Origin of the sequence: Blastomonas sp. (assembly GCF_046294995.1) — a bacterium.
Lineage (GTDB): Bacteria > Pseudomonadota > Alphaproteobacteria > Sphingomonadales > Sphingomonadaceae > Blastomonas.
This window is the reverse complement of sequence record NZ_JBKBOG010000022.1, coordinates 1-22,947: the sequence shown is the minus strand read 5'-3', so window position 1 is coordinate 22,947 and position 22,947 is coordinate 1. Positions and strand designations below refer to the sequence as shown.

The 22,947-nt window shown below is 67.2% G+C and carries 26 protein-coding genes and 1 riboswitch; of the genes, 22 read left to right on the top strand and 4 right to left on the bottom strand.

Features of this window, described 5'->3' with window-relative positions:
• Position 1 precedes the first annotated feature (1 nt).
• Genes ACK4R0_RS16215 through ACK4R0_RS16170 form a run of 10 tightly spaced genes read left to right on the top strand, consistent with a single transcriptional unit; the run spans position 2 to position 7,010 of the window.
• A complete protein-coding gene (locus ACK4R0_RS16215; protein ID WP_409676411.1) occupies positions 2-1,171 on the top strand; it encodes an alpha/beta hydrolase family protein in 1,170 nt (389 codons plus the stop codon).
• Entirely contained in the window at positions 1,168-1,488 is a 321-nt protein-coding gene (locus ACK4R0_RS16210) for a DUF2218 domain-containing protein (protein ID WP_409676408.1), read from the top strand. The genes ACK4R0_RS16215 and ACK4R0_RS16210 overlap by 4 nt, the downstream gene beginning before the upstream one ends.
• On the top strand, positions 1,485-1,934 hold the full coding sequence (locus tag ACK4R0_RS16205; protein WP_409676405.1) for a hypothetical protein: 450 nt from the start codon (positions 1,485-1,487) through the stop codon (positions 1,932-1,934). Before ACK4R0_RS16210 ends, ACK4R0_RS16205 begins: the two co-directional genes overlap by 4 nt.
• A gap of 4 nt (positions 1,935-1,938) precedes the next feature.
• The gene (locus ACK4R0_RS16200) at positions 1,939-2,733 is read left to right on the top strand and encodes a cyclase family protein (RefSeq protein ID WP_409676402.1); all 795 of its coding nucleotides are present in this window, start codon (positions 1,939-1,941) and stop codon (positions 2,731-2,733) included.
• Positions 2,733-3,503, top strand: coding sequence for an SDR family NAD(P)-dependent oxidoreductase (locus ACK4R0_RS16195; RefSeq protein ID WP_409676399.1), 771 nt, complete (start codon positions 2,733-2,735; stop codon positions 3,501-3,503). The genes ACK4R0_RS16200 and ACK4R0_RS16195 overlap by 1 nt, the downstream gene beginning before the upstream one ends.
• Entirely contained in the window at positions 3,493-4,425 is a 933-nt protein-coding gene (locus tag ACK4R0_RS16190) for an NAD-dependent epimerase/dehydratase family protein (protein ID WP_409676396.1), read from the top strand. Before ACK4R0_RS16195 ends, ACK4R0_RS16190 begins: the two co-directional genes overlap by 11 nt.
• Before the next feature lie 18 nt (positions 4,426-4,443).
• Positions 4,444-5,409: a fumarylacetoacetate hydrolase family protein gene (locus ACK4R0_RS16185; protein WP_409676393.1), complete on the top strand. Its 966-nt coding sequence runs from the start codon at positions 4,444-4,446 to the stop codon at positions 5,407-5,409.
• On the top strand, positions 5,406-5,903 hold the full coding sequence (locus ACK4R0_RS16180) for a cupin domain-containing protein (protein ID WP_409676390.1): 498 nt from the start codon (positions 5,406-5,408) through the stop codon (positions 5,901-5,903). The genes ACK4R0_RS16185 and ACK4R0_RS16180 overlap by 4 nt, the downstream gene beginning before the upstream one ends.
• A gap of 25 nt (positions 5,904-5,928) precedes the next feature.
• Positions 5,929-6,642 carry an alpha/beta fold hydrolase gene (locus ACK4R0_RS16175; protein ID WP_409676387.1) on the top strand — a complete coding sequence of 238 codons (714 nt, stop codon included), beginning with the start codon at positions 5,929-5,931 and terminating at the stop codon, positions 6,640-6,642.
• The gene (locus ACK4R0_RS16170) at positions 6,639-7,010 is read left to right on the top strand and encodes a nuclear transport factor 2 family protein (RefSeq protein WP_409676384.1); all 372 of its coding nucleotides are present in this window, start codon (positions 6,639-6,641) and stop codon (positions 7,008-7,010) included. The genes ACK4R0_RS16175 and ACK4R0_RS16170 overlap by 4 nt, the downstream gene beginning before the upstream one ends.
• A gap of 24 nt (positions 7,011-7,034) precedes the next feature.
• Here the strand turns inward: ACK4R0_RS16170 and ACK4R0_RS16165 are convergent, their stop codons facing one another.
• Together ACK4R0_RS16165 and cobU are read right to left on the bottom strand one after the other, a co-directional pair.
• Positions 7,035-8,135, bottom strand: coding sequence for a Rieske 2Fe-2S domain-containing protein (locus ACK4R0_RS16165; protein WP_409676381.1), 1,101 nt, complete (start codon positions 8,133-8,135; stop codon positions 7,035-7,037).
• 102 nt (positions 8,136-8,237) lie between these two features.
• Positions 8,238-8,828, bottom strand: a complete 591-nt coding sequence (gene cobU / locus ACK4R0_RS16160; protein WP_409676378.1) for a bifunctional adenosylcobinamide kinase/adenosylcobinamide-phosphate guanylyltransferase — start codon at positions 8,826-8,828, stop codon at positions 8,238-8,240.
• A riboswitch (cobalamin riboswitch) is annotated at positions 8,828-9,034 on the top strand. (Overlaps the previous gene by 1 nt.)
• 143 nt (positions 9,035-9,177) lie before the next feature.
• On the opposite strand from cobU, the gene ACK4R0_RS16155 reads away from it, so the two are divergent.
• The 12 genes from ACK4R0_RS16155 to ACK4R0_RS16100 are packed head-to-tail and all read left to right on the top strand — an operon-like array spanning position 9,178 to position 20,694.
• Positions 9,178-11,118: a TonB-dependent receptor plug domain-containing protein gene (locus ACK4R0_RS16155; RefSeq protein WP_409676375.1), complete on the top strand. Its 1,941-nt coding sequence runs from the start codon at positions 9,178-9,180 to the stop codon at positions 11,116-11,118.
• Complete coding sequence (locus ACK4R0_RS16150) at positions 11,118-12,146, top strand: aminotransferase class I/II-fold pyridoxal phosphate-dependent enzyme (protein WP_409676372.1); 1,029 nt, start codon at positions 11,118-11,120, stop codon at positions 12,144-12,146. The genes ACK4R0_RS16155 and ACK4R0_RS16150 overlap by 1 nt, the downstream gene beginning before the upstream one ends.
• Positions 12,143-12,754 carry a cob(I)yrinic acid a,c-diamide adenosyltransferase gene (gene cobO / locus ACK4R0_RS16145; RefSeq protein ID WP_409676369.1) on the top strand — a complete coding sequence of 204 codons (612 nt, stop codon included), beginning with the start codon at positions 12,143-12,145 and terminating at the stop codon, positions 12,752-12,754. The genes ACK4R0_RS16150 and cobO overlap by 4 nt, the downstream gene beginning before the upstream one ends.
• Positions 12,751-13,599 carry an ABC transporter substrate-binding protein gene (locus ACK4R0_RS16140; protein ID WP_409676366.1) on the top strand — a complete coding sequence of 283 codons (849 nt, stop codon included), beginning with the start codon at positions 12,751-12,753 and terminating at the stop codon, positions 13,597-13,599. Before cobO ends, ACK4R0_RS16140 begins: the two co-directional genes overlap by 4 nt.
• Entirely contained in the window at positions 13,596-14,567 is a 972-nt protein-coding gene (locus ACK4R0_RS16135; RefSeq protein WP_409676363.1) for a FecCD family ABC transporter permease, read from the top strand. Before ACK4R0_RS16140 ends, ACK4R0_RS16135 begins: the two co-directional genes overlap by 4 nt.
• Positions 14,564-15,343, top strand: coding sequence for an ABC transporter ATP-binding protein (locus tag ACK4R0_RS16130; RefSeq protein WP_409676360.1), 780 nt, complete (start codon positions 14,564-14,566; stop codon positions 15,341-15,343). Before ACK4R0_RS16135 ends, ACK4R0_RS16130 begins: the two co-directional genes overlap by 4 nt.
• Positions 15,343-16,269: an adenosylcobinamide-phosphate synthase CbiB gene (cbiB, locus tag ACK4R0_RS16125; protein ID WP_409676356.1), complete on the top strand. Its 927-nt coding sequence runs from the start codon at positions 15,343-15,345 to the stop codon at positions 16,267-16,269. Before ACK4R0_RS16130 ends, cbiB begins: the two co-directional genes overlap by 1 nt.
• Positions 16,257-17,714 (top strand): cobyric acid synthase, encoded by a 1,458-nt coding sequence (locus ACK4R0_RS16120; RefSeq protein WP_409676353.1) that lies wholly within the window; start codon positions 16,257-16,259, stop codon positions 17,712-17,714. Before cbiB ends, ACK4R0_RS16120 begins: the two co-directional genes overlap by 13 nt.
• Positions 17,711-18,349 carry a 5,6-dimethylbenzimidazole synthase gene (gene bluB / locus ACK4R0_RS16115; protein WP_409676350.1) on the top strand — a complete coding sequence of 213 codons (639 nt, stop codon included), beginning with the start codon at positions 17,711-17,713 and terminating at the stop codon, positions 18,347-18,349. Before ACK4R0_RS16120 ends, bluB begins: the two co-directional genes overlap by 4 nt.
• Entirely contained in the window at positions 18,349-19,347 is a 999-nt protein-coding gene (cobT, locus tag ACK4R0_RS16110; RefSeq protein ID WP_409676347.1) for a nicotinate-nucleotide--dimethylbenzimidazole phosphoribosyltransferase, read from the top strand. The genes bluB and cobT overlap by 1 nt, the downstream gene beginning before the upstream one ends.
• Position 19,348: 1 nt before the next feature.
• A complete protein-coding gene (locus ACK4R0_RS16105; protein WP_409676344.1) occupies positions 19,349-20,140 on the top strand; it encodes an adenosylcobinamide-GDP ribazoletransferase in 792 nt (263 codons plus the stop codon).
• Positions 20,140-20,694 (top strand): histidine phosphatase family protein, encoded by a 555-nt coding sequence (locus ACK4R0_RS16100; RefSeq protein WP_409676341.1) that lies wholly within the window; start codon positions 20,140-20,142, stop codon positions 20,692-20,694. The genes ACK4R0_RS16105 and ACK4R0_RS16100 overlap by 1 nt, the downstream gene beginning before the upstream one ends.
• A gap of 27 nt (positions 20,695-20,721) precedes the next feature.
• On the opposite strand, the gene ACK4R0_RS16095 is transcribed toward ACK4R0_RS16100, so the two are convergent.
• Entirely contained in the window at positions 20,722-21,822 is a 1,101-nt protein-coding gene (locus tag ACK4R0_RS16095) for a patatin-like phospholipase family protein (RefSeq protein ID WP_409676338.1), read from the bottom strand.
• 111 nt (positions 21,823-21,933) lie between these two features.
• Positions 21,934-22,947: sensor histidine kinase (locus tag ACK4R0_RS16090; RefSeq protein WP_409676335.1), on the bottom strand; the 1,014-nt coding region annotated here is incomplete at its 5' end.

Here is a 22,947-nt window from a genome sequence, read left to right as displayed (position 1 = left end):
CATGGCGTTGTTTGAATATTTTCCCAACTACATCTGGAATCTCTCGGTCGCGATCGCGATCGAAAGCGGCGGGCAGATCGGCGAAATCATCGACATGTGCCAGCCGATCCGCGATGCCGCGGCCAATGGCGCCGATGCCGGAACGCCGCAGTTCATGCAGGCCTGGGTGGAGACCGGCGACAAGCTGATCGGCCTGGCGGGCGAGGACGAGGAACGCGGTCGTGCGTTCTCCGCCGCTGCCAAGCTTGAGCGGGCCGCGCTCTACCTGCTGGTCGCCGAGCGGATGCAGGGTCAGGGCAGCCCCGATCGCGCCGCGACCTACGCCAAGGCGCTCGACACGTTCAAGCGCGCGATGACGCTCGGCGATCACGCGGTCGAGCGGGTCGAAATTCCTTACGAGGGAAGCACCTTCCCCGCTTTGTATTGCCGCGCACCGGGCGATGGCCCCAAGCCCGTCGTCGTGTATTGCAACGGACTCGATAGCTCGAAGGAGCTGCTCTATTGGTCCAAGCTGCCGCATGCGCTGGCCGCGCGCGGGATTTCGACCCTGTGTGTCGATCAGCCCGGGACCGGCGAAGCGCTGAGGCTTAATAACCTTCCCGCTACGCCGCACTCGGAAAAATGGGCCTCGCCCGCGGTCGACTGGCTCGAAAACCAGCCCGATGTCGACCCGGCGCGCATCGGCATGACCGGCATTTCGCTGGGCGGCCATTTCGCGCCGCGTGCGGTCGCGTTCGAGCCGCGTTTTGCCAGCGGAGCGGTCTGGGGTGCCAACCACAACTGGGCCGAGGTCCAGCAGAAGCGCCTGCGCCGCGAAGGCGAGAACCCTGTGCCGCATTACTGGGCGCACGTGATGTGGGTGTTCGGCGCAACCGACATGGACGATTTCCACGCCAAGTCAAAGGACATGACGCTCGACGGCGTGATGGACCGCATCAAGGTGCCGTTCCTGGTCACGCATGGCGAAAAGGATCGCCAGATCGGCCTCGAATATGCGCACCAGAGCTTCGAGCAGCTGACCAACAGCCCCCAACGCGAACTCAAGATCTTCACCGCGCGTGAAGGCGGGGTTGAACACGTCGGCGCGGACAACATGTCGTTCGGGCGCGATTACATCGCCGACTGGTTCGCCGAGACGCTGGGCGGTCGCACATCGGCAGCCAAGCCATGAGCTTCGTCGCCACCGCGCGCATCCCCACCGCCAGCGCCAGCAAATACCTGCAACAGGTGTGCAAGCACTGGGAGCACAACCTGCCCGTCACCTTTGACAAGGATCACGGGCAGATCACCTTTGCCAAGGATGCGCGCGGTGCCGACTGGCCCGCCGATGCCGTCGTCACGCTCGATGCCGAAACGGACACTTTGGTCTGCACGATCACCGCCAGCGCCGAGGGCCAGCGCGATGGCCTCAAGGGCGCGCTTGAACGCCACATCGACCGCTTCGCGTTCCGCGAGGTTCCGCTGGCGTACAACTGGGCCGACGCGTGACCGATCCTGCGGCCTATGTGCGCAAACAGACGCTGATCTCGATTCTGATCACGATGGCGATCAGCGCTGGGTTCTTCTTGGCTGTCTTCGGCCAGACCAACCCCATCGCGGTCTGGGCGCCGGACAATCTGGCGCTCGACTTCCTGCCGCAATCGGGCGCTGCCTCGTTCATGGCGGCGCTTATGCCTGCGCTTCAAACGCGCGCCGCGATGACGAAGGGCAAGCTGCCCGGCACGGCGCCCACCGTTCGATCGATCGTCGTGCGTGCAATCCTGCTCGCGCTGGCGGCTCTGGGGCTTGCGGCTGTCGTCATCGGAGCGTTGACACTTAGCGGCGTTGCCTCGTTCGCCTGGGGAACCGCATTTGCTATCAAGGTCGCATACGGCGCGCTGCTGGGGCTGCTCATCACACCCCCTGCGGTGCGCGCTGTTCTGACAAAAGGATAAGACCATGGCCCGTCACTTCATCGACCTGTCGATCTATCTCGAAAACGACGTGATCACCGACCCGCCGTTCATGCGCCCCAAAATCACCTATCAGCAGCATGCCGATACGGTGACCGAACTGGGACATTTCTTCCCCGGGGTCACCGCCGAACAGCTGCCCGATGGCGCGGGCTTTGCCGCGGCCGAATGGGTGACCCTAACCACGCACAACGGCACGCACCTTGATGCGCCGTGGCATTTCCACCCCACCATGGATGGCAATTCCGAAGAAGGTGCCCAGCGCGCGATCACGATCGACGAGGTGCCGCTCGAATGGTGCTTCAACCCCGGCGTGAAGCTCGACTTTCGGCATTTCGCGAACGGCTATGTCGTGACTGCCGCCGATGTCGAAGCCGAACTGGCGCGCATAGGCCATGAACTGCAGCCGTTCGATATCGTATTGGTCAACACCGCCGCCGGCGGTGCGGTCGGCAAGCCCGACTTTGTCGATACCGGCTGCGGCATGGGCTATGAAGCGACGATGTACCTGCTCGAGCGCGGCATCCGCGTGACCGGCACCGATGCCTGGAGCTGGGACGCGCCGTTCAGCTACACCGCCAAGAAGGTCGCCGAGAGCGGCGACACCTCGCTGATCTGGGAAGGCCACAAGGCCGGGCGCGACATCGGCTACTGCCATCTCGAAAAGCTGCACAACCTTGAAAGCCTGCCCGCGCACGGCTTCACCGTCAGCTGTTTCCCGCACAAGATCCGCGGCGCATCTGCCGGCTGGACCCGCGCCGTCGCCATCATCGAAGACTGATGATCGCGCCCGGCCCGGACAGCCTGCACGGCAGGACGGCGATCGTCACCGGGTCGACACGCGGCATCGGGCTCGGCATCGCCCGGGCGCTGGCGGGTGCAGGCGCGAAGGTCGTGATCTCGAGCGAGGACGCGGACCAAACCGAACGGGTCGCGGCCGAGCTGCGCGCCGACGGGCATGAGGCACACGCCATCGCCTGCGATGTTACCGATGGCGCCGCGCTCGAAGCCCTGGTTGCGGGTACCCTAGACCGGTGCGGCGGGCTCGACATCCTGGTGTGCAATGCCGGGATCACGGGCAAGGCTGGCAGCTGGGAGCTCGACGATTTCGATCGGGTGATGGCGGTCAATCTGCGCTCGATGGTCGTGCTGACAACGCTCGCGATCCCGCATATCGCGGCGCGCGGCGGCGGCAGCGTCGTCCTGATGTCGAGCCTGTCGGCGCTGCGCGGCAATGGTGCGATCAACGCCTATGCGCTCGCCAAGGCGGGCGTGGCGCAGTTGGCGCGCAATCTGGCGGTGCAATGGGGGCCGGACAATGTGCGGGTCAACGCGCTGGCGCCGGGGCTGATCGCCACGCCGCTGTCCGAGCCACTGATGGCCGACGAGAGCTTCATGACGCGGCGGATGCAGATGACCCCGCTGCGCCGGGTCGGCACCGTCGCCGATGTCGCCGCCGCCTGCCTGTTCCTCGCCTCGCCCGGCAGCAGCTTCATCACCGGCCAGCAGATCGCCGTCGACGGCGGAACGTCGATCACCGATGGCAGCTGACTCGTCCCAAAGCATTCTGGTGACTGGCGCGGGCGGCTTTGTCGGCCAGGCGCTGGTGCGCGCGCTCAGCACCGACTGGCGCGTCACCGCCACCGACCGCGCCGGGCTCGGCTTTGCCGACCTGCCGGGCGTCACCGCGCTTCCTGGCGATCTGGCCGATGCCGACCTGATCGCACGCGCCACTGCGCAGCCGCTCGATGCGGTGATCCATCTCGCCACGATCCCCGGCGGGGCTGCCGAAGCCGATCCGGCGCTGGCGGCTCGGGTCAATGTCGCGGCCTCGATGGCGCTGATCGATGCCGCAGCCGCGCACGGCAACCGCCCCCGCGTCCTGTTTGCCAGCAGCATCGCGGTGTTCGGCGATCCGCTGCCGCCGCAGGTTGATGACGATACGCCGCTGAAGCCCATGCTGCGCTATGGCGCGCACAAGGCGATGATCGAGGAGTGGATCGCGACGATGACCCGGCGCGGCGCGATCCGCGGGCTTTCGCTGCGCCTGCCCGGCATCGTCGCGCGGCCAAAGGGTCCATCGGGGATGAAGTCGGCGTTCCTGAGCGACCTGTTCCACGACCTGCGCGCCGGACGCCCGATCTGCCTGCCTGTTTCGCCGCAGGCGACCTGCTGGCTGCTCTCGCGCCGGACGTTGGCAGGCCAGCTGGTCAAGGCACTCGCTTTGCCCGAAGACCCCGCCGACACGCGCCTCACCCTGCCCGCATTGCGCGTGACGCTGCGCGATGTGGTCGCCGAGATTGCCCGCCAGACCGGCGCCGACGCAGCTTTGGTCAGCCATGCGCCCGACCCGGCGCTGGAAGCCGCGTTCGGCAACCAGCCGCCGCTTTCCACACCCCGCGCAGACGCTCTGGGCCTGCACCACGACGGCAGCCTCGCTGCGTTGGTCGCCCATGCGCTCGCCGATCTTTGATCCACGAAAGGATATCCCATGAAACTTGCCACCCACGACAATTGCACCGCCGATGGCGCTTTGGTCGTCGTCAGCGCCGACGGCACACGCTTCCTCGGCGCTTCGGATGTGGCGCCGACGCTGCAGGCCGCACTCGATGATTGGGCCACTGCCGAGCCCGCACTGCGCGCGCTGGCCGATCGGCTCGCGTTGGGCGAAGGCGAAAGCTCGGCGGACCTCGCCTTCGCCGCCCCACTGCCCCGCGCGTGGCAATGGCTCGATGGTTCGGCCTTCCGCAGCCATGGCGAGCTGATGGAGACCCTGTTCGGAACCGAACCCCCGCCTGCGGGCCGTCCGCTGATGTACCAGGGGCTGTCGCACCAGTTCCTCTCCGCCACCGCCGACGTGCCGCTGCCGCGCGAGGAAGACGGCATCGATTTCGAGGGCGAATTCGGCATCATCACCGATTTCGTGCCGATGGGGGTGACGCCCGAGCAGGCGTTGGCGCATATCAAGCTGATCGTTCAGATCAACGACTGGTCGCTGCGCGCGCTCGCCCCTGTCGAGATGAAGACCGGCTTTGGCTGGGTGCAGGCCAAGCCCGCCTGCTCGGTCGCGCCGTTCGCGGTCACCCCCGATGTGCTGGGCGATGCCTGGCGCGAGGGCCGCGTCCACCTGCCGCTCAGCGTCGATTGGAACGGCAGGCGTTTCGGCGATGCGCTGGGCGGGGTGATGGAATTCGGCTTCCACGATCTGGTAGCGCATGCCGCCAGCACGCGCTCGTTGTGCGCAGGCACGATCATCGGATCGGGCACCGTTTCGAACAGCAATTTCCGCGAGATCGGATCGTCGTGCATCGCCGAACGGCGCGGGATCGAGATGCTCGACGAGGGCAAACCGCGCACCGAGTTCATGCGCTTTGGCGATAGGGTGCGGATGGAAAGCCGCCTCCCCGATGGCAGCCTGCTGTTTGGCGCAATCGACCAGAAGGTGGTCAAGGGATGAACGCCACGCCCTCTCCTCCTGTCCGGCGTATCGTCACCGGGCATGATGCCGCGGGCAAGGCCGTGTTCCGCAGCGACGACCTGCTGCCGGTCGAGCCGATCCCCTCGGGTGATGCCGCCTTCAGCCTGGTATGGACAACGGCCACAGTCCCTGCCGACAACAACGACGAGACCGATGGCCGGCTGCGCGACGCGGGGCTGACGCTGCACCAGGGATCGGTGATCCGCATCGTCGACATGCTCCCGGGCGGTACATCGCCGATGCACCGGTCGAGCAGCATCGATTACGGCATCGTGCTTTCGGGCGCGGTCGAGCTCGAGCTCGATGAAGGTACAATCACGACGGCGCAAGCGGGCGATATCATCGTCCAGCGCGGCACGGTCCACCTGTGGCGCAATCCGTCGACCAGCGAGACCTGCCGGATCGCCTTCGTGCTGATCGAGGCCGCTCCGGCGGTGATCGACGGGGTCGCACTTGAGGACATCAACCCGTGACTGCGCGTCCACCGAGGCTCGGCTGATGCGCGAAACCGTGGTTCTCGTCCCCGGCCTGCTGTGCGATGCGGCGGTGTGGGCGCATCAGGTGGCAGCGCTGTCGCCGTCGTACAATGTCATCGTCCCCGATCTCACCCGCCTGGGTTCGATGGCCGCCATGGCCCGCGACATACTCTACGAAGCGCCGGGGCGGTTCTCGATCGCCGGCCATTCGATGGGCGCGCGTGTCGCGCTGGAAGTCTTCGCGCAGGCTCCAGAGCGCGTCGAGCGGCTCGCCCTGCTCGACACCGGGGTGCACCCCGTCTGGCCGGACGAGGCGTCCAAGCGGCAGGCGATGATCGAGATAAGCGCGAACCTGGGAATGACCGCGCTCGCCGATATCTGGCTACCACCGATGGTCCAAGATGGCCTGCTCGATACCGATCCCGCGTTGCGCGCGGCGCTGTATGCGATGGTCGAACGCATGACCCCTGCCATCCACCTTGCGCAGATCACCGCATTGCTCGGGCGGCCTGATCCGCGGCCGCTGCTGCCATTGATCCGTTGCCCGGTGCTGATCGGGGTCGGCGCGCTCGACCGCTGGAGCCCGCCTGCGCAACATGAGGAAATCGCCGCTGCCATCCCTCAGGCACGGTATGTCGTGTTTGAAGGCAGCGGCCATATGGCCCCGATGGAGGCCAGCGAGGCCGTCAGCAGCGCCTTGCTCGAATGGATGCATCAAGAAGGACAACCGGAATGAACGATATCGCCTGGGCCGTAGAACTGCAGATCCGCCGCTTTGCCATGCTCAACGACGCGCACGACTCAGACGGGCTGGCCGCGATGTTCACGCAGGATGGCAGCTTTGCCCGCCCCAGCGAACCCGATGCACCGGTGGTCGGGCAGGACAATATCCGCGCGTTCTTCCGCGATCGTCCCAAGCGGGTCAGCCGGCATGTCATGGCGAACACGATCGTCGACATCGTGTCGGATCGCGAAGTCCGCGCACACAGTTATGTCGTGTTGTATATGGCGGACAAGACGCTGGTCGGCGACTTCCACGACCGCTTGGTGCTCGAAGATGGGGTTTGGCTGTTTGCCGAGCGGCGCGGCACATTGGCGTTCTGACCCGCGCCCGCCGCCACAAGGACCCTAGGCCGGGACCGGCTCGGCCCGTTCCTCGGCAATCGCGCGCTCGATCATCATCCGCGACCTCACCCCGCCTGCATCGATGTTGAGCAGCAGCAGCTTGCGATCGGGATAACGATCGAGATTGCGCTGTTGCAGCTGCAAAATCTCCATGTCCTCGCCGAAGATCTTGCCCTGGCCCTCGCGGATCGTGTCGGTCAGTGCGGTGTCGGCGACCGCAAAGCGCCGCGCCATGCCCCAGAAATACCAGTGCGAGGTCGCGGTCTCGGGCGTCATGAAATCGACGACGGTAGAGGATGCTTTCTTGCTGTCGTCGGCATGATAGCCGCCATGGCCCGCGAGCGCGACGCCGACCTCGATCAGCACGCTGCTGGGCAGCGAAAAGCGGCAGATCTGCCAGCGGTCGACCGGGCCGGTGTCGGGCAGGCCCGCACCGCGCAACGCCATCTGCCAGAACGGCGGCGCGATGATGCCATCCATGAAGCGGCTGGTGACGATCTCGTCGCCCTCGATCCGGGTTTTCACCGGCGCCTCGTCGATCTCCTTCTGCCCGATGCTGCCGGCATGGACATAGGTCTCGTGCGTCAGGTCCATCAGATTGTCGATCATCAGCCGGTAATCGCACGCGACATGGTACAGCCCGCCGCCATAGGCCCATTCGTCGCTCTCCGCCCATTCGAGATGGCGCAGCTTGGCGGGGTCGGCCAGCGCCGGATCGCCGGGCCACACCCAGATGAAGCCATAGCGTTCGATCACCGGGTAGGTGCGGATCGGCGGGAAGCCCCCAACCCGCTGGCCGGGCATGCCGACCGTCCGGCCGTTGCAGCCCATCGCGAGACCATGATAGCCGCACACCAAAGCGCCGTTCTCGATAAAGCCGAGCGATAGAGGTGCACCGCGATGCGGACAGAAATCCTCGAGCGCCGCGACCTTGCCCTCGGCCCCCCGGAAGAAGACCATCCGTTCCCCGCAGATCTGGCGCCCCAGCGGCTTGCCCTCGATTTCGGCAGGCGTGCAGGCGACATACCAGGTGTTGACCGGCCATGGCGGCGCGGCACCGGCGTTTGCGGCATCATCGCATGATACGAAACCCTCGGAACCCATGTCTCTCTCCCGCCTGCCGGTCGTCCCTGTGGGAACGCTTATTGGATCCAATAATCATGGCGGCGGATGACTGTCAAGCGCGATCGCGGCGAGCGCGCCGGGTCAGATGATCGGCAAACCCCGTGCCTTCTCAGTTGCTGCCGGACTGGATTTCAGCGTGAGGCTCAGCCCCGACACGACCAGTTCGACGGTGTCTGCGATCGCGGCGACATCCTGGTTCAGCCTCCCGGCCATATCCCGAAATTGCCGTGCGAGCGCGTTGTCGGGGACGATGCCCATGCCGACCTCGTTGCTGACCAGAATGACCGGCGAACGTGCACGCGCCAGCGTGTCGATCAGCAAGCCTGAGGCGGCCGCGAAATCATGCTCGCCCAGCAGCATGTTGCTGGTCCACAAGGTCAGGCAATCGACCAGCAGCACGCGGCCCGGCGCCATCTCCCGCGCGATCGCCTGCGGCAGATCGACCGGGCAATCGACCGTGCGCCAGCGTGCGCCGCGATCCGTCCGGTGCCGTGCGATTCTATCGGTCATCTCGTCGTCGAACGCCTGCGCGGTGGCCAGATAGACCAGTTCGCCGTGCTGATCTTCGGCCAGCCTCTGCGCGCGCGCGCTCTTGCCCGACCGCGCTCCGCCCGTGATGAAGGTCAGCACAGCATCGATCCATTTTCCTTGCAAAACGTAAAGGCGCGCCATAATGCGGCGGCGCGACAGGTTCCCAGAGATGGGATTAATAGGGAACGCGGAAGCAGGTATCCACCCCTGTAATCCGCGGCTGTCCCCGCAACTGTGACCGGATAGCGGTCGCCCTTTCATGCCACTGGGTGCATCTGCACTTGGGAAGGCGGGGCGAGCGTGTTGACCCGGGAGCCAGGAGACCTGCCTGTTGCAGTCGGTCCTTTGCGCGGACGGGGTGTTCAGCGTGATCGAGGTCAATCCTCGCGTGACGACATCGATCGGGGTGGCGCGCGCGGGTGATATGCCGGCGATAGCTCTGCTGTACCATTGGTGCGTGCAACCCCTTGTTGTTAGACAGGGGATACACATGCCTAGTACATTTCTGAAAACTACCGCTTCCACGCTCGCCTTCGCTGCCACTCTCTCTGCAACTGCGATCGCGCAAGACAATCTCGCGGCTGCAGACCCACGCGAGGCCATCGTCGTCGTCACCGCCAACCGCACCGCGCAGCCGGTCGAACGCGTCGGCCAGTCGATCACCGTGGTCGATGCCGAAGAGATCGAGCGCCGCCAGACCCAGACCGTCGCCGACATCCTGCGCACCGTGCCCGGGGTCAGCATCATCCGCAACGGCGGCATCGGCTCGACGACATCGGTGTTTATCCGCGGCGCCGAAAGTGACCAGACCGCAGCGCTGATCGACGGCATCAAGCTCAACGACCCCTCCTCGCCCGGCGGCGGCTTCAACTTCGGCCATCTGCTCACCGGCAATATCGAGCGGATCGAGGTGCTGCGCGGCCCCTCTTCGGTGCTGTGGGGCAGTCAGGCGATCGGCGGCGTCATCAACATGATCACCCGCCAGCCGACCGAGGATCTCGCGGTCAACCTGCGCGGCGAATATGGCTATCGCGACACCGGCCAATTGGTCGGCAACATCTCGGGCAAGGCAGGTCCCTTGTCGGCAAGCGCGGGCGCGGGCTATTTCCGCACCGACGGGATTTCGGCGTTCAGCGAAGCGCGCGGCGGCACCGAGAAGGACGGCTATGAAAATTATGGTGCCAACGGCAACGTCAATCTGGCGCTGAGCGATACGATCTCGATCGACGCGCGCGGCTGGTACTCCGAAGGCCGGGTCAATATCGACGGCTTCCCTGCCCCGACCTTCGCTTTCGGCGATGTGAACGAGGAGTCGCGCACCCGCGAGATCGTCGGTTATACCGGGATCAACGCGGCCTTGTTCGACGGACGGTTTCGCAACCGGCTGGGCTATGCCTATACCGACACCCGCCGCCGCAGCATCGCGCTCGACGGCCCTGCGACCGAAACCTTTGTCGGCCATGGCCGCAACGAGCGGATCGAATATCAGGGGATCTTCGATATCACCGAGGGCTGGCAATTGACCGGAGGACTGGAACGCGAGACCTCGCGCTTCTCGAGCAGCAGCTACGGCGCTGCGCCTTCGCTCGGCCGCGCGCGGATCGACAGCGTCTATGGGCAGATCGTGGCAAGCCCGGTCAGCGGACTGACGCTGACCGGCGGGGTCCGGCATGACGATCACAATCGCTTCGGCGGCGCGACCACCTTCGGCGCGAACGGGGTCTATGCGATCGGCCAGACCGGAACGATCGTGCGCGCGAGCTACGCCGAAGGGTTCAAGGCGCCCTCGCTGTTCCAGCTGCAGAGCGATTTCGGCAACCAGCAGCTGCAGCCCGAGCGCTCCAAGGGCTGGGACGCAGGCGTGACGCAGAACCTGGTCGAGGGCCGCCTGCAGGCCAGCGCCACCTATTTCCGGCGCAATTCGAGCGACCTCATCATCTTCGTCTCGTGCGTCGCACCGCTGACCGGAATCTGCGCCAACCGGCCTTCGGGCACCTATGACAATGTCTCGCGGGCGCGTGCCGAAGGCGTCGAGATCGGCCTGACGATGCAGCCGGTCGATACGCTCCGGCTGCAGGCGAACTACACTTATACCGATGCCACCAACCGCTCGCCCGGCAACGTCAATTTCGGCCGCCAATTGGTCCGCCGTCCGCAGCACAGCGTCACCGCGCTGATCGATTATCAGTGGGGCTTCGGGCTGGAGACCGGGGTGACGCTGACCCATGTCGGCGCGAATTTCGACAATGCCAACAACAGCCGCAAGGTCGAAGGCTATGTGCTCGCCGACCTGCGCGCGTCGTTCCCGCTGACCGACCGGATCGACATCTACGGCCGCGTCGAGAACGTGTTTGACGAGCAGTACGAGACGGTGTTCCGCTATGGCTCGCCGGGCCGCGCGGGCTATGCCGGCGTGCGGTTGCGCTACTGATGGGTGATGCGCGCGCCATTGTTGATACCTTCGCCCAGCACGGCGGGCGGATCGATCTGGCGCGCGCTGCCTTCCCGCAGGTTGCGCAGTGGACCGACCTGTCCACGGGAATTGCACCCTGGCCGTATCCGATGGCGCACAGCGCCGAGGCAACGCAGAGCTTGCCCGACCCGGCTGAACTTGCAGCGCTGGAAGCGGCCGCTGCAGCCTTTTTCGGGGTCGCGCCCGCCCGCGTGGTCGCGGTGCCGGGAAGCGATCTTGCGCTGCGGCTGCTGGGCCTCGTGCTCGGTCGCGATCGGCCCCAAAGCCGCGCTGCGGTGGTGCGTCCGGGTTATTCGGGCCATCTGGCGATGTGGGGCGCACACCCCGTCACCGAATGCAGCGCCGATGCGCTGGTGCCGATGGCGCAAACCCACGACGTGCTGATCCTTGCGCGGCCCAACAATCCCGATGCTATCATCGCCGACCGCACGCAATTACAGGTCGCCGCCTCGTTGCTCGCGGCGCGCGGCGGACACCTGATCATCGATGAGGCCTTTGCCGATGCCGACGCGCTCGACAGCCTTGCAGGCTGCGACTGGCCAGGACTGATCGTGCTGCGCTCGTTCGGCAAGTTCTTTGGCCTCGCCGGGCTCAGGCTGGGCTTCGTGATCGCGCCGCCCGAAATCGGCACACAGCTGCGCGGATTGATCGGCGACTGGCCGATATCCGGCCCGGCGCTCGCCACCGGTCTTGCCGCCTATCGCGACAGCGCGTGGCGCCGCGCCCAGCGCACGCGACTGGCAGACGCATCGCAGCGGCTGGCGGATCTTCTGACCGGCCACGGCATCGAGATTGCCGGACGCACCGCATTTTTCGTGTTGATCCAGACGCCAGAGCGTGATGGCCTGTTTGTGCACCTCGCACAGGCCGGCGTGCTGACCCGGCCCTTCGGCTATGCCCCCGGCTGGCTGCGGCTGGGCCTGCCGCGCGATGAGAGTGACTGGACAAGGCTGGGCGATGCGCTGGCCGGATGGAGGATAGGATGACCGAGACGCCCGAGGATTTCGCCCGCCACAACGCCCGTATGAAGAAGGTGCAGGCCGCGCGCGAACGGATGCAGGCCAGGCGGACGCTCGAACGCGGGCTGCTGATCGTCCACACCGGCAACGGCAAGGGCAAGTCCTCCTCGGCCTTCGGCATGGCGATCCGCTCGCTGGGCTGGGGAATGAAGGTCGGCATCGTCCAATATGTCAAAGGCGCGTGGGAGACCGGCGAGAAGAACTTCTTCCAGGCCAACCCCGATCTTCTGACCTTCGAAGTGATGGGCGAAGGCTTCACCTGGGACACGCAGGACCGCGCGCGCGATATCGAGGCGGCACGCGCAGCCTGGGAGCGCTCGAAGGAACTGATCCTCGATCCGGCATACGACTTCATCATCCTCGACGAACTCAACATCGTGCTGCGCCAGGACACGTTGCCGATCGAAGAAATCGTCGCGTTCTTGAAGGAACGCCCGCTGACCAAGCACGTCTGCATCACCGGCCGCAACGCCAAGCCCGAGCTGATCGACATAGCCGACCTCGTGACCGAGTTCGAGGAAGTGAAGCACCCGTTCAAGGCCGGGTTCAAGGCGCAGAAGGGGGTCGAGTATTGATCCGCTCGGCTGCCTTGATACTTGGCCTGACGGTCGCGGGCTGTTCGTCGCAGGCGGCTGATCGCGTGGCGCAGCGCCCGGCACCTGAGCAGGCGGCGCTGCCGCGCGTGGTCTCCATCAACCCGTGCGTCGATGCGGTGCTGATGCAGATCGCAGCGCCTGCGCAGATTGCCGCAATCAGCCATTATTCGCAAGATCCGCGCGCCACCTCGATCCCGCTCGATCAGGCGCGGCGCTTCGCTGCGACGACGGGCACCGCCGAAGAGGTGGTCGCATTGGCCCCCGATATCGTGATCGCCGGAAGCCATGTCGCGCCTTCGACCATCTCCGCGCTGCACCGGATGAACATTCCGCTGATCCAGATCGGCGTCCCCGAGAGCATTGCCGAGAGCAACGCGCAGGTCCGTGACATCGCCGCTGCCATCCGCCAGCCAGCGCGCGGCGAAGCGCTGGTCGCGCGGATCGACAATGCTGTGCGCGCGGCATCGGTGAGCAGCGCCACGCCCCCCGGGGCGCTCATCTGGCAGGGCGGCGGGCTGGTGCCGGGCGATGGCACGCTGGCCAGCGAACTGCTGCGCGTCACCGGCTTTCGCAACCTCAGCGCGGACTATGGCCTCAAGCAGTGGGACGTGCTGCCGCTCGAGCATATGGTGGCAAAGCCGCCGCAGGTGCTGCTGTCGGTCGGAGCGAAGGACCGCTCGGACCGGATGCTCGGCCACCCGGTGCTCGCCGGGCTCAAGCGGCAGATTGCGGTGCGGCGCTATCCTGAAAAGCTGCTGCACTGCGGCGGGCCGACGATCATCGAGGCGGTGGGTCACCTCTCCGACATCAGGCGTTCGCTATGAGCCGCGCGCTCACCCTCAACCTCGCGCTGCTCGCAGGCATCGCCGTGACCGTCTTGCTGTCGCTGATGGCGGGCAAGGTGTGGATCCCGCTCGACGCCTGGACCGCCGCCGACCCGCGCTGGCCGATCATCGCCGAGCTGCGCATGCCGCGGATCGTGCTCGCGGTGCTGGTGGGTGCGGCGCTGGGCCTGTCGGGCGCGGCGATGCAAGGGTATCTGCGCAATCCGCTTGCCGACCCCGGACTGTTCGGCGTGTCGTCGGGCGCGGCGCTGGGCGCGGTGATTTCGCTATATTTCGGCTATGCCGCCTCGCCGTTGCTGCTGCCCGCCTTTGCGCTCACCGGGGCTGGCATCACCATGGCGATCCTCGCCTTGCTGGTGGGCCGGTCGGGCAGCATCATCGTGTTCACGCTGGCAGGCGTGATCCTGTCGAGCGTGGCGGGATCGATGACCGCGCTGGCGATCAGCCTTGCCCCCACGCCGTTTGCGACATCGCAGATCGTCACCTGGCTGATGGGCGCGCTGACCGATCGCAGCTGGGACGATGTGACGCTGGCGCTGCCGCTGCTGGCGCTGGGCTGCGTGCTGCTGGCGTTCACCGGGCGCACGCTCGATGCATTGACGCTGGGCGAATCCGCCGCGCGCTCGATGGGGGTCGATCCGTTGCGGCTGCAGCTGCTGATCGTGGTCGGGGTTGCGCTTTGCGTCGGGGCGTCGGTTGCGACCGCAGGGATCATCGGCTTTGTCGGGCTGATCGTGCCGCATCTGGTGCGGCCGTTCGTCGGCAACCGGCCCTCGGCGGTGCTGCTGCCCTCGGCGCTGGCGGGCGCGCTGCTGCTGCTGGTCGCCGACAGCCTGGTGCGCGCGCTGCCGACGGTGAGCGAATTGCGGCTGGGGATCGCGATGTCGATGCTCGGCGGGCCGTTCTTCCTGTTCCTGCTGCTGCGCATGCGCCGGGGGCTGGCATGAGCGTTCTGGCAGCCGACAACCTGGCCCTCAACCTCGGCGGACGCCGTGTGCTCGGCCCGGTCAGCGCAAGCTTCGCCCCCGGACGGGTGACGGCAGTGCTCGGCCCCAATGGCGCGGGCAAGTCGACCCTGCTTTCGTGCCTTGCCGGGCTGCACTCGCCCGACGAGGGCCAGGTGCTGCTCGACGGGCAGACCCGCGCTTCCTGGACGATGCGCGATCTGGCACGGCAGATCGGCCTCCTGCCCCAAGGCGGCGATGTCCATTGGGACGTGAATGTCGCGACCCTGGTGGCGCTGGGTCGCTATCCGCACCGCACCCGCTGGGGCGAAACCGATGCCGACCGTGCCGCCGTCGCGCGCGCGATGGCCGCGACCGATGTCACCCAGTTCGCCGCGCGCCCGATGACCGCACTCTCGGGCGGTGAGCGCGCACGCGTCCTGCTTGCGCGCGTGCTGGCGGGAGAGCCGCAATGGCTGCTTGCCGACGAGCCGCTCGCCAATCTCGACCCTGCGCACCAGCTCGATACGCTTGAATGCCTTCGCGATGTCGCGCGTTCGGGCGCAGGCGTGATCGTCGTGCTGCACGACCTCAACCACGCGATCCGGGTGGCCGACGAGGTGCTGCTGCTGTGCGATGGCCGCATCGTCGCGCAAGGTCCGCCCGCCGACGTGCTGACGCCCGAGCGGATCGCGGCCACCTATGGCGTCGCCTCGCATATCGGTACGACGCCCGATGGGATGCGGTTCATCGTCACCACTTCGATGGCGCGGCCCTGATGCTGGCGCGGCCCGAACAGCTGCTGCTCGCGCTGATCGGCGAGGCCGCGATCGGCTATCCGGCGTGGTTGCTGGCGGCGATCGGCCATCCGGTGATCTGGATCGGCGCTGCCATCGCCGCGCTCGAAAGGCGCTGGAACGCAGGTAGCGCGTTGCGGCAACGGCTGCTGGGGGTCGCGCTGCTGGCGCTGGTCGCAGGCGGTGTCGGCGCGATCGGATGGCTGATTGAGGCGTCGGCCAGCACTGGGATCGCTGTAGGTGTGGTGATCGTGCTCGCGACCACTGGCCTTGCGCAGCGCAGCCTCGACGATCATGTGCGTGCGGTCGCTCGCCCGCTGCTGCGCGGCGATGTCGGTGCAGCGCGCGTGGCGGTCGCAATGATCGTCGGTCGCGACACCGCAGCGCTCGACGAAAGCGGCATCGCGGTCGCCGCGACCGAGAGCCTGGCCGAAAGCTTCTGCGATGGCGTGGTTGCACCTGCCTTCTGGTTTCTGGTCGCGGGGTTGCCGGGGCTGCTGGTCTGCAAGGTTGTCAACACCGCCGATTCGATGATCGGCCACCGCGACGAACGGTATCTGCATTTCGGCTGGGCGGCAGCGCGCACCGACGATCTGGTCAACTTCATCCCCGCGCGGATATCCGGCGTTCTGGTGTGCCTCGCCGGAATGGGCGGATGGGCCACGATGCTGCGCGATGCCCGCCACCACGCCTCGCCCAATGGCGGCTGGCCCGAAGCGGCGATGGCAGGCGTACTGGGGCGCCGACTGGGCGGCCCGGTCAGCTATGACGGCGAGCCCGCGCACCGTGCCTGGCTGGGCGATGGCCCCGCGCCCGATGCCGCCGACCTCATGCGCGCGCTATGGGTCTATCGCCGCGCGTGCGTGTTGCTATGGGCCATCACAGGAGGGCTCGCATGGCTGCTGTGATGCTGCAGGGGACTGGATCGGACGTCGGCAAATCGGTGCTGGTCGCAGGATTGTGCCGGTTGCTCGCCAATCGCGGGCTCGCCGTGCGCCCGTTCAAGCCGCAGAACATGTCGAACAACGCGGCTGTGGCAGCGGGCGGCGAGATCGGCCGCGCACAAGCCTTGCAAGCTCTGGCGTGCCGCGTTCCACCCAGCATCGACATGAACCCGGTGCTGATCAAGCCGCAGTCGGACACCGGTGCGCAGGTGGTGGTCCACGGCAAGGTCGTCGGCATGCTCGGCGCGGCGGATTACCAGCACCGCAAGGGAGAGTTGCTCGCGGCGGTGATGCAATCCTGGCACCGGCTGAAGGCCGACGCCGATATCGTCATCGTCGAGGGCGCGGGCAGCCCGGCGGAGATCAATCTGCGCGCGGGCGACATCGCCAATATGGGCTTTGCCCGCGCGGCGAACGTTCCCGTGGTGCTGGTCGGCGATATCGACCGTGGCGGCGTGATCGCCTCGATCGTCGGGACCAAGGCCGTGATCGACGCCGAAGACGCCGCGATGATCCACGGCTTCCTGATCAACAAGTTTCGCGGCGATGTGCGCCTCTTCGACAATGGCTATGCCGAGATCGAACGCCGCACCGGCTGGCCGGGACTGGGCGTGATCCCCTGGCTCGCCGCCGCGCGACAGCTGCCTGCCGAAGACGCGGTGGTGCTCGATGCGGCGGCGACCAACCAGGGCGCGGTCACCATCGCGGTGCCGATGCTGTCGCGGATCGCCAATTTCGACGACTTCGACCCGCTGGCGCACGAGCCCGGCGTGAAGCTGGTAATGGTCCCGCCGGGCGAGCCGCTCCCCGGCGATGCGGCCTTGATCATCCTGCCAGGCACCAAGGCGACCATCGCCGACCTCAAATTCCTGCGCGCGCAAGGCTGGGATGTCGATATCGCCGCGCACGTCCGGCGCGGCGGCGGCTTGCTCGGCATCTGCGGCGGCTACCAGATGCTCGGGCAAAGCATCGAGGACCCCGATGGCGTCGAAGGCGCGCCCGAGACCGTCGCCGGCCTGGGCTATCTGCCCATCGCTACCCGGCTGACCGGCGACAAGCGCGTGGTCGATGTCACCGGCACCAGCCTGCGCGACGGCGCGACCTTCGCGGGCTATGAAATCCATGTCGGCCAGACCCGCGCGCTCGGCCCGGTGCAACCGCTGCTGCGGCTTGCCGATGGCGCGGAGGACGGCGTGATCAGCGCCAACGGACAGGTCGCGGGCTGCTATATCCACCGGCTGTTCGACCACCCCGCCCAGCGCGGGGCCTGGCTGGCGCGGCTGGGCGCGCAGTCCGATGGCGTCGCACAGGACACCCGCGTCGACCAGGCGCTCGATGCGCTGGCGGCGGGGCTTGAACAGCATGTCGATATCGACCGGCTTGTGGCGATTGCGGGGCATACGCCATGACGGAACCGCTGTTCGACGCAGCCTTTCGCGACCAGTTGGACAGCCTGCTCGCCTGGCGTCGCGACGTGCGGCATTTTGACACGCGCGCCCTGCCCGAAGGCCTGCTCGATACCCTGCTCGAGACCGCGTGCCATGGCCCGTCGGTCGGCAATGCGCAGCCCTGGCGCTTCGTCCGCATCGTTTCGCCCGAGCGCCGCGCGGCGCTGGCGGACACGGTCGATGCGCAGAAGCGTGCGGCGGGCGCGGCTTATGCCGCCGACCGCAAAGCACTGTACCAGAGGCTCAAACTCCACGGCCTGCGCGAGGCGCCCGAGATTGTCGCGGTGTTCTGCGAAGAGCAAGGCGAGGCCGGCCACGGGCTTGGCCGCGCGACAATGCCCGAAACATTGTGCTGGTCGGTGGTGACCGCGATCCACACCTTGTGGCTGGCCGCACGCGCGCGCGGCATTGGCCTCGGCTGGGTATCGATCATCGATCCCGCGCGCATGAACGCGCTGCTCGATGTGCCCGCACATTGGCGCTTTATCGCGCTGCTGTGCCTGGGCTATCCCGAGCGCGAAAGCGAGACGCCTGAATTGGTCCGGCATGGCTGGCAGGACCGGTTGCCGTCCGACATCACAAGGCTGGAGCGCTGATGATCACCCGCGACGATGTCCAGGCCAAGCTCGATGCCCTCGCCAAGCCGGTCGGCAGCTTGGGACGCCTCGAGGCACTCGCGGTCGAGCTTGCGCTGGCGGGCCAGTCGCTCACCCCCCTCACCCGCCCGCGCCGCATCGTGCTGTTCGCCGCCGATCATGGCGTCGTCGCGCAAGGCGTGACGCCCTGGCCCTCGGCGGTGACCACCGCGATGGTCGAGACGATCCTCAGCGGCAAGGCGACCAGCACCGCGCTGGCCAAGGCACATGGCGTGGACGTGCGCGTGGTCGATGCAGGCATGGTCCAGCCTCCGCGCGCACCCTGGCCCGCACATTTCAACGCGCAGCCTGTCGCTCCGGGCACCGCCGATCTCAGCCAGGGTCCCGCAATGGCGATGGACCAGTTCGACACCGCATGGGCACTGGGCGAGGCAGAGGCGCAAGCTGCGGTCGATGCGAGCCATCGCCTGCTGATCGCGGGCGAGATGGGGATCGGCAACACCACCTCCGCCGCCTGCATCACCCACGCGCTCACCGGGATCGACGCCGATACCGCGACCGGCAGCGGCGCGGGCGCGGATGCGGCGATGCGCGTCACCAAGCGGGACATCGTCGCAGCGGCGGTCGCACGGCTGGACGGGCGCACCGACAAGGCCGCGCTGGCCGCGATCGCCGGGTTCGAGATCGTCGCGATGGCGGGCTTCTATGCGCAGGCCGCGCGGCAGGGCGTACCGGTGCTGCTCGACGGCTATGTCACCACCGCCGCCGCGCTGATCGCCGAGCGGCTTTGCCCGGGCACATGCCGGGTGATGATCGCAGGTCATCTGTCCGCCGAACCCGGCCACCGCGCCGCACTCACCCAATTAGGCCTCACCCCGGTGCTCGAATGGCAGATGCGGCTGGGCGAAGGCAGCGGTGCGCTGGTCGCACTGCCCCTGCTCGACAGCGCTGCGGCGCTGCTGTGCGATGTCGCGCGGCTCGCGGATATCGGCGCCTGATATGGAGCAGCCATGCCCCGCCTGGGCGCCGCCCCTGCTCGCGGTCCAGTTCCTCACCCGCATCCCCGTCCCCGGCACCGAGCGGCTGACCGCGCAGCAGGTCGCGATCGGGCTGGTGCAGGCGGTGGGCTGGTTTCCTCTGGTGGGCGCTGGCATCGGCGCTGTCACCGCCGGGGTCGCGCTGGCGGCGGATAGCATCTGGCCGGCGCTGGTCGCAGTGCTGATCGCGCTCGCGCTCGAAGCGCGGCTGACCGGCGCGTTCCACGAGGATGCGGTTGCCGATTTCTGCGACGCGTTCGGCGGCGGCTTCACCGCAGATGATGTCCGTCGGATCATGAAGGACAGCCGCATCGGCAGCTATGGCAGCCTGGGCCTGATCCTCGCGCTCGGCCTGCGCGCCGCGCTGACGCTGGCGGTGATCGAGGGCCTGGCGCCGCTCACCGCGTTTCTGGCCATCGTTGCCGCTGCCACCTTCGGGCGGCTGCTGGTGGTGGTGCTGATGACCCTGGTCGCCCCCGCGCCGCAAGGCACCGGGCTCGCCAAGGATGTCGCGTCGGGTGTCGGGCGATCGGTGCTGCTGGTGGCACTGGCGACGGCCTTGCCCGGAATGCTCGGCTTTGCCGTGCTCAGCCCCCTGTCCCTGCTCGTGGGCGTGCTCGGCGCTGCAGTGTTCATCGCCTGGTTCCGCGCGCTGCTGCTGCGCCGGATCGGCGGCAGCACCGGCGATTGCCTGGGCTTTGCCGCTTATGCCGGACAGCTGATCCTGCTGCTGGCCGCCACCGCGTCGATCTGATGCGCACGTTGCTGCTGGTCCGGCACACCGAGGTCGCCCGCGCCTGGAGGGAGCGCTGCTACGGGCAAAGCGACATGGGCCTGAGCCGTGCAGGCGCCGCGCAGGCGAGCGCACTTGCGCCCGATCTGGCCGCATGGCGCCCCGATGTCGTGCTGCATTCGGGCCTGCGCCGCGCCCAAATCCTCGCCGATGCCATCGCCAAGCGGGCAGGCGTGGCTGCGCTGGCGGACCTCCGCTGGATGGAGCGCGATTTCGGCAGCTGGGAGGGGCGCAGTTGGGCCGCGATCTATCGCGAAACCGGCAGCGCCATGGATGGCATGATCGACGATCCTGCAGGCTTCCGCCCCGGCAATGGCGAGACCACGATGGAGCTCGCCGCGCGGGCGCTGGCCGCCGTGCAGGATTTGCCATCCGGGCGGGTTCTGGTCGTCACCCATGGCGGCCCGATCGCAGCGATCATCGGCACGCGCCTGGGCAAGAGCGTGCAGGACTGGCCGACGCTGGTGCCCCCGCTCGGGACGTCCGTTGCGCTGGATATCGGCGGCGATGTGTGATGGCGATAGAACGCTGATCCGCCCGTTTCAGCCGCAGGCCTTGATCAGGCTCTCGTGCGACAGTCGCAAGACCGGTTCGTCGTCGGGTGCAGCGCGATTCAGCCTGTAAACCGACAGGCCGGGCTTGTCCGTGTCGATCTGGCCAGCCTCCAACTGGGCAAGCGCCCGGCCCAGATCGCGGTGCCCTGCATCCCAGCGCGCGCGGGCCGACAGAGCGGAGAAATCGAACGCCTTGCCAGCGACCTCCCGGCCCTGATCGGCATAAGCGATCTGCAGGACCGTCACTGCCGGCTGCGCCTCCTTGCCGCCATCTGTTGCGACCCGCGCATCGAAGATCGCCTGCCAGGCAGCGATCGCACGCCGGCTCTGGCTGGCAAAGATCAGGTCCTGCATCCGGCTCGCAGCCTCTCCCAGCCCCGACGGGCGCGACGCCGCCTGCGGCAGCAGGTCGAGCGCAATGCACAGCGTCCTGCCCGGTGGCGGGTCACGCAGCACGACATCGAGCGGAAGGTTTGCCGATATTCCGCCATCGGCGAGCATGCGCCCTTCCACCTCGACCGGCGAAAACGCCGGGAGCAAGGCGCTGCTCGCGCGCAGGTGCTCGATCGTGAGCGCTTGGCTTTGCGTATCGAACACGACATCGCCGCCGCTTTCCAGATCGACCGCGGTCACCGACAAACGCGTCGAACCCTCGTTGAGCAGGCCGAAATCGACCATCCGCTCCAGCGTCGCGCCCAAGGGCGTGGTATCGTAAAGACTGGCGGGTTCGGGGTTCACGAACGGATCCCACAACGGCCCCCAAAGACGCCGGGGCGTGAACGCGCCGGTCCGTCCCGTCGCCATGGTCAGGCTGGCGGCGGCGGTTCGCCTGGCGTCCTCGGCCGATCTGCTCCACGGGCTTTCGCCGGTGCCTGCAGGGGCCGGCTGCCAGAAATCCTCGAGCCGCGCGAGCCGGCGCTGAACGGGACTGCCGCAGATGATCGCACCGTTGACCGCGCCAGCAGACGCAGCGGCGACCCATCCGGGCTCGAGCGCGTATTCCTCCAATGCCTGGTACGCGCCTGCCTGATACGATCCGAGCGCGTTGCCACCGCTCAGCACCAGGGCCACCGTATCGAATTCGATCATGCCTCAAGCCTCCAATTCGATCCGTCGCCAATTCGCTCATCGCGCGCTGGTGAGGGTACGACGTTGGAGCGGCCGCGGTTCCATGACACCGTCGTGGGACCTTCGGCGGGATCAGTCCAGGCCGAAGCTGGTATCGATGATGCGCGCCGCCAACCGCTGCTCGAGGTCGTCGGCATCGTGCGCGGCAACCGCTTCAAGCGGTGCGGACAGACTATAGACCATTTCGCCCGCGTCGAAGGTTCGCTCGGCCTGTCCGTCCAGCATCTTGGGCACGATGCGCATCAGCAGCTTGGAGCCGAAGCCCTCGGCGCGGGTGGCGCCATCGAGCCCTGTCACGTCGATACCGCGTTCACGCCACACAAAAGCGAACGTGCCGCCGTCGATGGTCCACCGGACATCGACCGATGCATCATCGGCCAAACCCAGCCCGTATTTCTGCGTGTTGGTGGCCAGTTCATACAGGACCAGGCTGAGCTGTTGCGCGGCGACCGGATCGATCGTGACCGATGGTCCGCCCGATAACACCCTCTCGCCATACGTGCCGCGCAGAACCGCCAGCCCCGAATTCACCACCTGCTCGATTTCCGCCGACGACCGGTCGCCTCTCGCAATCGAGCGCGTGGTGTCCGCCAGTGCCTGGACACGCCCCAGAAACGCCGAGAGAAACTGTTCGGTATACCGGTTGCCGCGCGCGGACTGGATCGCCAGCGAATGAACCACGGTCAAGAGATTGCCGCTGCGGTGGACCGCTTCGCGCGCCTGCACCGCCAGCGCCGCGGTTGCCTTCTCCAGTTCCTTGGTCCGTTCCTTCACCTGCCGATCGAGCGACGCCAGGGTTTCGCGATGCGCCGCGATCTCAGCGCTGAGACTGTCGTTGGCCGCGACCAGCGAAGCAGGCGACGGCAGCCTGACGATGTCCGGGATCATCTTGAACAACACGAACGCCGTCGTCATCGACACGATGCCGGTGGCAAGCTTGATCCAGCCCACCCAGGGATAGATCGGATACCACAGCGTGACGATCCCCATCAGGTGGGTGACGCCGCACAGCAGGATGAACGACGCAAACAGGGCGACGACCCCCGCATGCGGCACTTCCGTCCGCTGGCGCAAAATCGTCAACAG

Excerpts from the sequence above, each read along its gene's own strand:
- ACK4R0_RS16215 (WP_409676411.1), top strand. The coding sequence starts at position 2 with ATGGCGTTGTTTGAATATTTTCCCAACTACATCTGGAATCTCTCGGTC.
- ACK4R0_RS16210 (WP_409676408.1), top strand. The coding sequence starts at position 1,168 with ATGAGCTTCGTCGCCACCGCGCGCATCCCCACCGCCAGCGCCAGCAAA.
- ACK4R0_RS16200 (WP_409676402.1), top strand. The coding sequence starts at position 1,939 with ATGGCCCGTCACTTCATCGACCTGTCGATCTATCTCGAAAACGACGTG.
- ACK4R0_RS16195 (WP_409676399.1), top strand. The coding sequence starts at position 2,733 with ATGATCGCGCCCGGCCCGGACAGCCTGCACGGCAGGACGGCGATCGTC.
- ACK4R0_RS16190 (WP_409676396.1), top strand. The coding sequence starts at position 3,493 with ATGGCAGCTGACTCGTCCCAAAGCATTCTGGTGACTGGCGCGGGCGGC.
- ACK4R0_RS16185 (WP_409676393.1), top strand. The coding sequence starts at position 4,444 with ATGAAACTTGCCACCCACGACAATTGCACCGCCGATGGCGCTTTGGTC.
- ACK4R0_RS16180 (WP_409676390.1), top strand. The coding sequence starts at position 5,406 with ATGAACGCCACGCCCTCTCCTCCTGTCCGGCGTATCGTCACCGGGCAT.
- ACK4R0_RS16175 (WP_409676387.1), top strand. The coding sequence starts at position 5,929 with ATGCGCGAAACCGTGGTTCTCGTCCCCGGCCTGCTGTGCGATGCGGCG.
- ACK4R0_RS16170 (WP_409676384.1), top strand. The coding sequence starts at position 6,639 with ATGAACGATATCGCCTGGGCCGTAGAACTGCAGATCCGCCGCTTTGCC.
- ACK4R0_RS16165 (WP_409676381.1), bottom strand. The coding sequence starts at position 8,135 with ATGGGTTCCGAGGGTTTCGTATCATGCGATGATGCCGCAAACGCCGGT.
- cobU (WP_409676378.1), bottom strand. The coding sequence starts at position 8,828 with ATGGCGCGCCTTTACGTTTTGCAAGGAAAATGGATCGATGCTGTGCTG.
- ACK4R0_RS16155 (WP_409676375.1), top strand. The coding sequence starts at position 9,178 with ATGCCTAGTACATTTCTGAAAACTACCGCTTCCACGCTCGCCTTCGCT.
- ACK4R0_RS16150 (WP_409676372.1), top strand. The coding sequence starts at position 11,118 with ATGGGTGATGCGCGCGCCATTGTTGATACCTTCGCCCAGCACGGCGGG.
- cobO (WP_409676369.1), top strand. The coding sequence starts at position 12,143 with ATGACCGAGACGCCCGAGGATTTCGCCCGCCACAACGCCCGTATGAAG.
- ACK4R0_RS16135 (WP_409676363.1), top strand. The coding sequence starts at position 13,596 with ATGAGCCGCGCGCTCACCCTCAACCTCGCGCTGCTCGCAGGCATCGCC.
- ACK4R0_RS16130 (WP_409676360.1), top strand. The coding sequence starts at position 14,564 with ATGAGCGTTCTGGCAGCCGACAACCTGGCCCTCAACCTCGGCGGACGC.
- cbiB (WP_409676356.1), top strand. The coding sequence starts at position 15,343 with ATGCTGGCGCGGCCCGAACAGCTGCTGCTCGCGCTGATCGGCGAGGCC.
- ACK4R0_RS16120 (WP_409676353.1), top strand. The coding sequence starts at position 16,257 with ATGGCTGCTGTGATGCTGCAGGGGACTGGATCGGACGTCGGCAAATCG.
- bluB (WP_409676350.1), top strand. The coding sequence starts at position 17,711 with ATGACGGAACCGCTGTTCGACGCAGCCTTTCGCGACCAGTTGGACAGC.
- cobT (WP_409676347.1), top strand. The coding sequence starts at position 18,349 with ATGATCACCCGCGACGATGTCCAGGCCAAGCTCGATGCCCTCGCCAAG.
- ACK4R0_RS16105 (WP_409676344.1), top strand. The coding sequence starts at position 19,349 with ATGGAGCAGCCATGCCCCGCCTGGGCGCCGCCCCTGCTCGCGGTCCAG.
- ACK4R0_RS16100 (WP_409676341.1), top strand. The coding sequence starts at position 20,140 with ATGCGCACGTTGCTGCTGGTCCGGCACACCGAGGTCGCCCGCGCCTGG.
- ACK4R0_RS16095 (WP_409676338.1), bottom strand. The coding sequence starts at position 21,822 with ATGATCGAATTCGATACGGTGGCCCTGGTGCTGAGCGGTGGCAACGCG.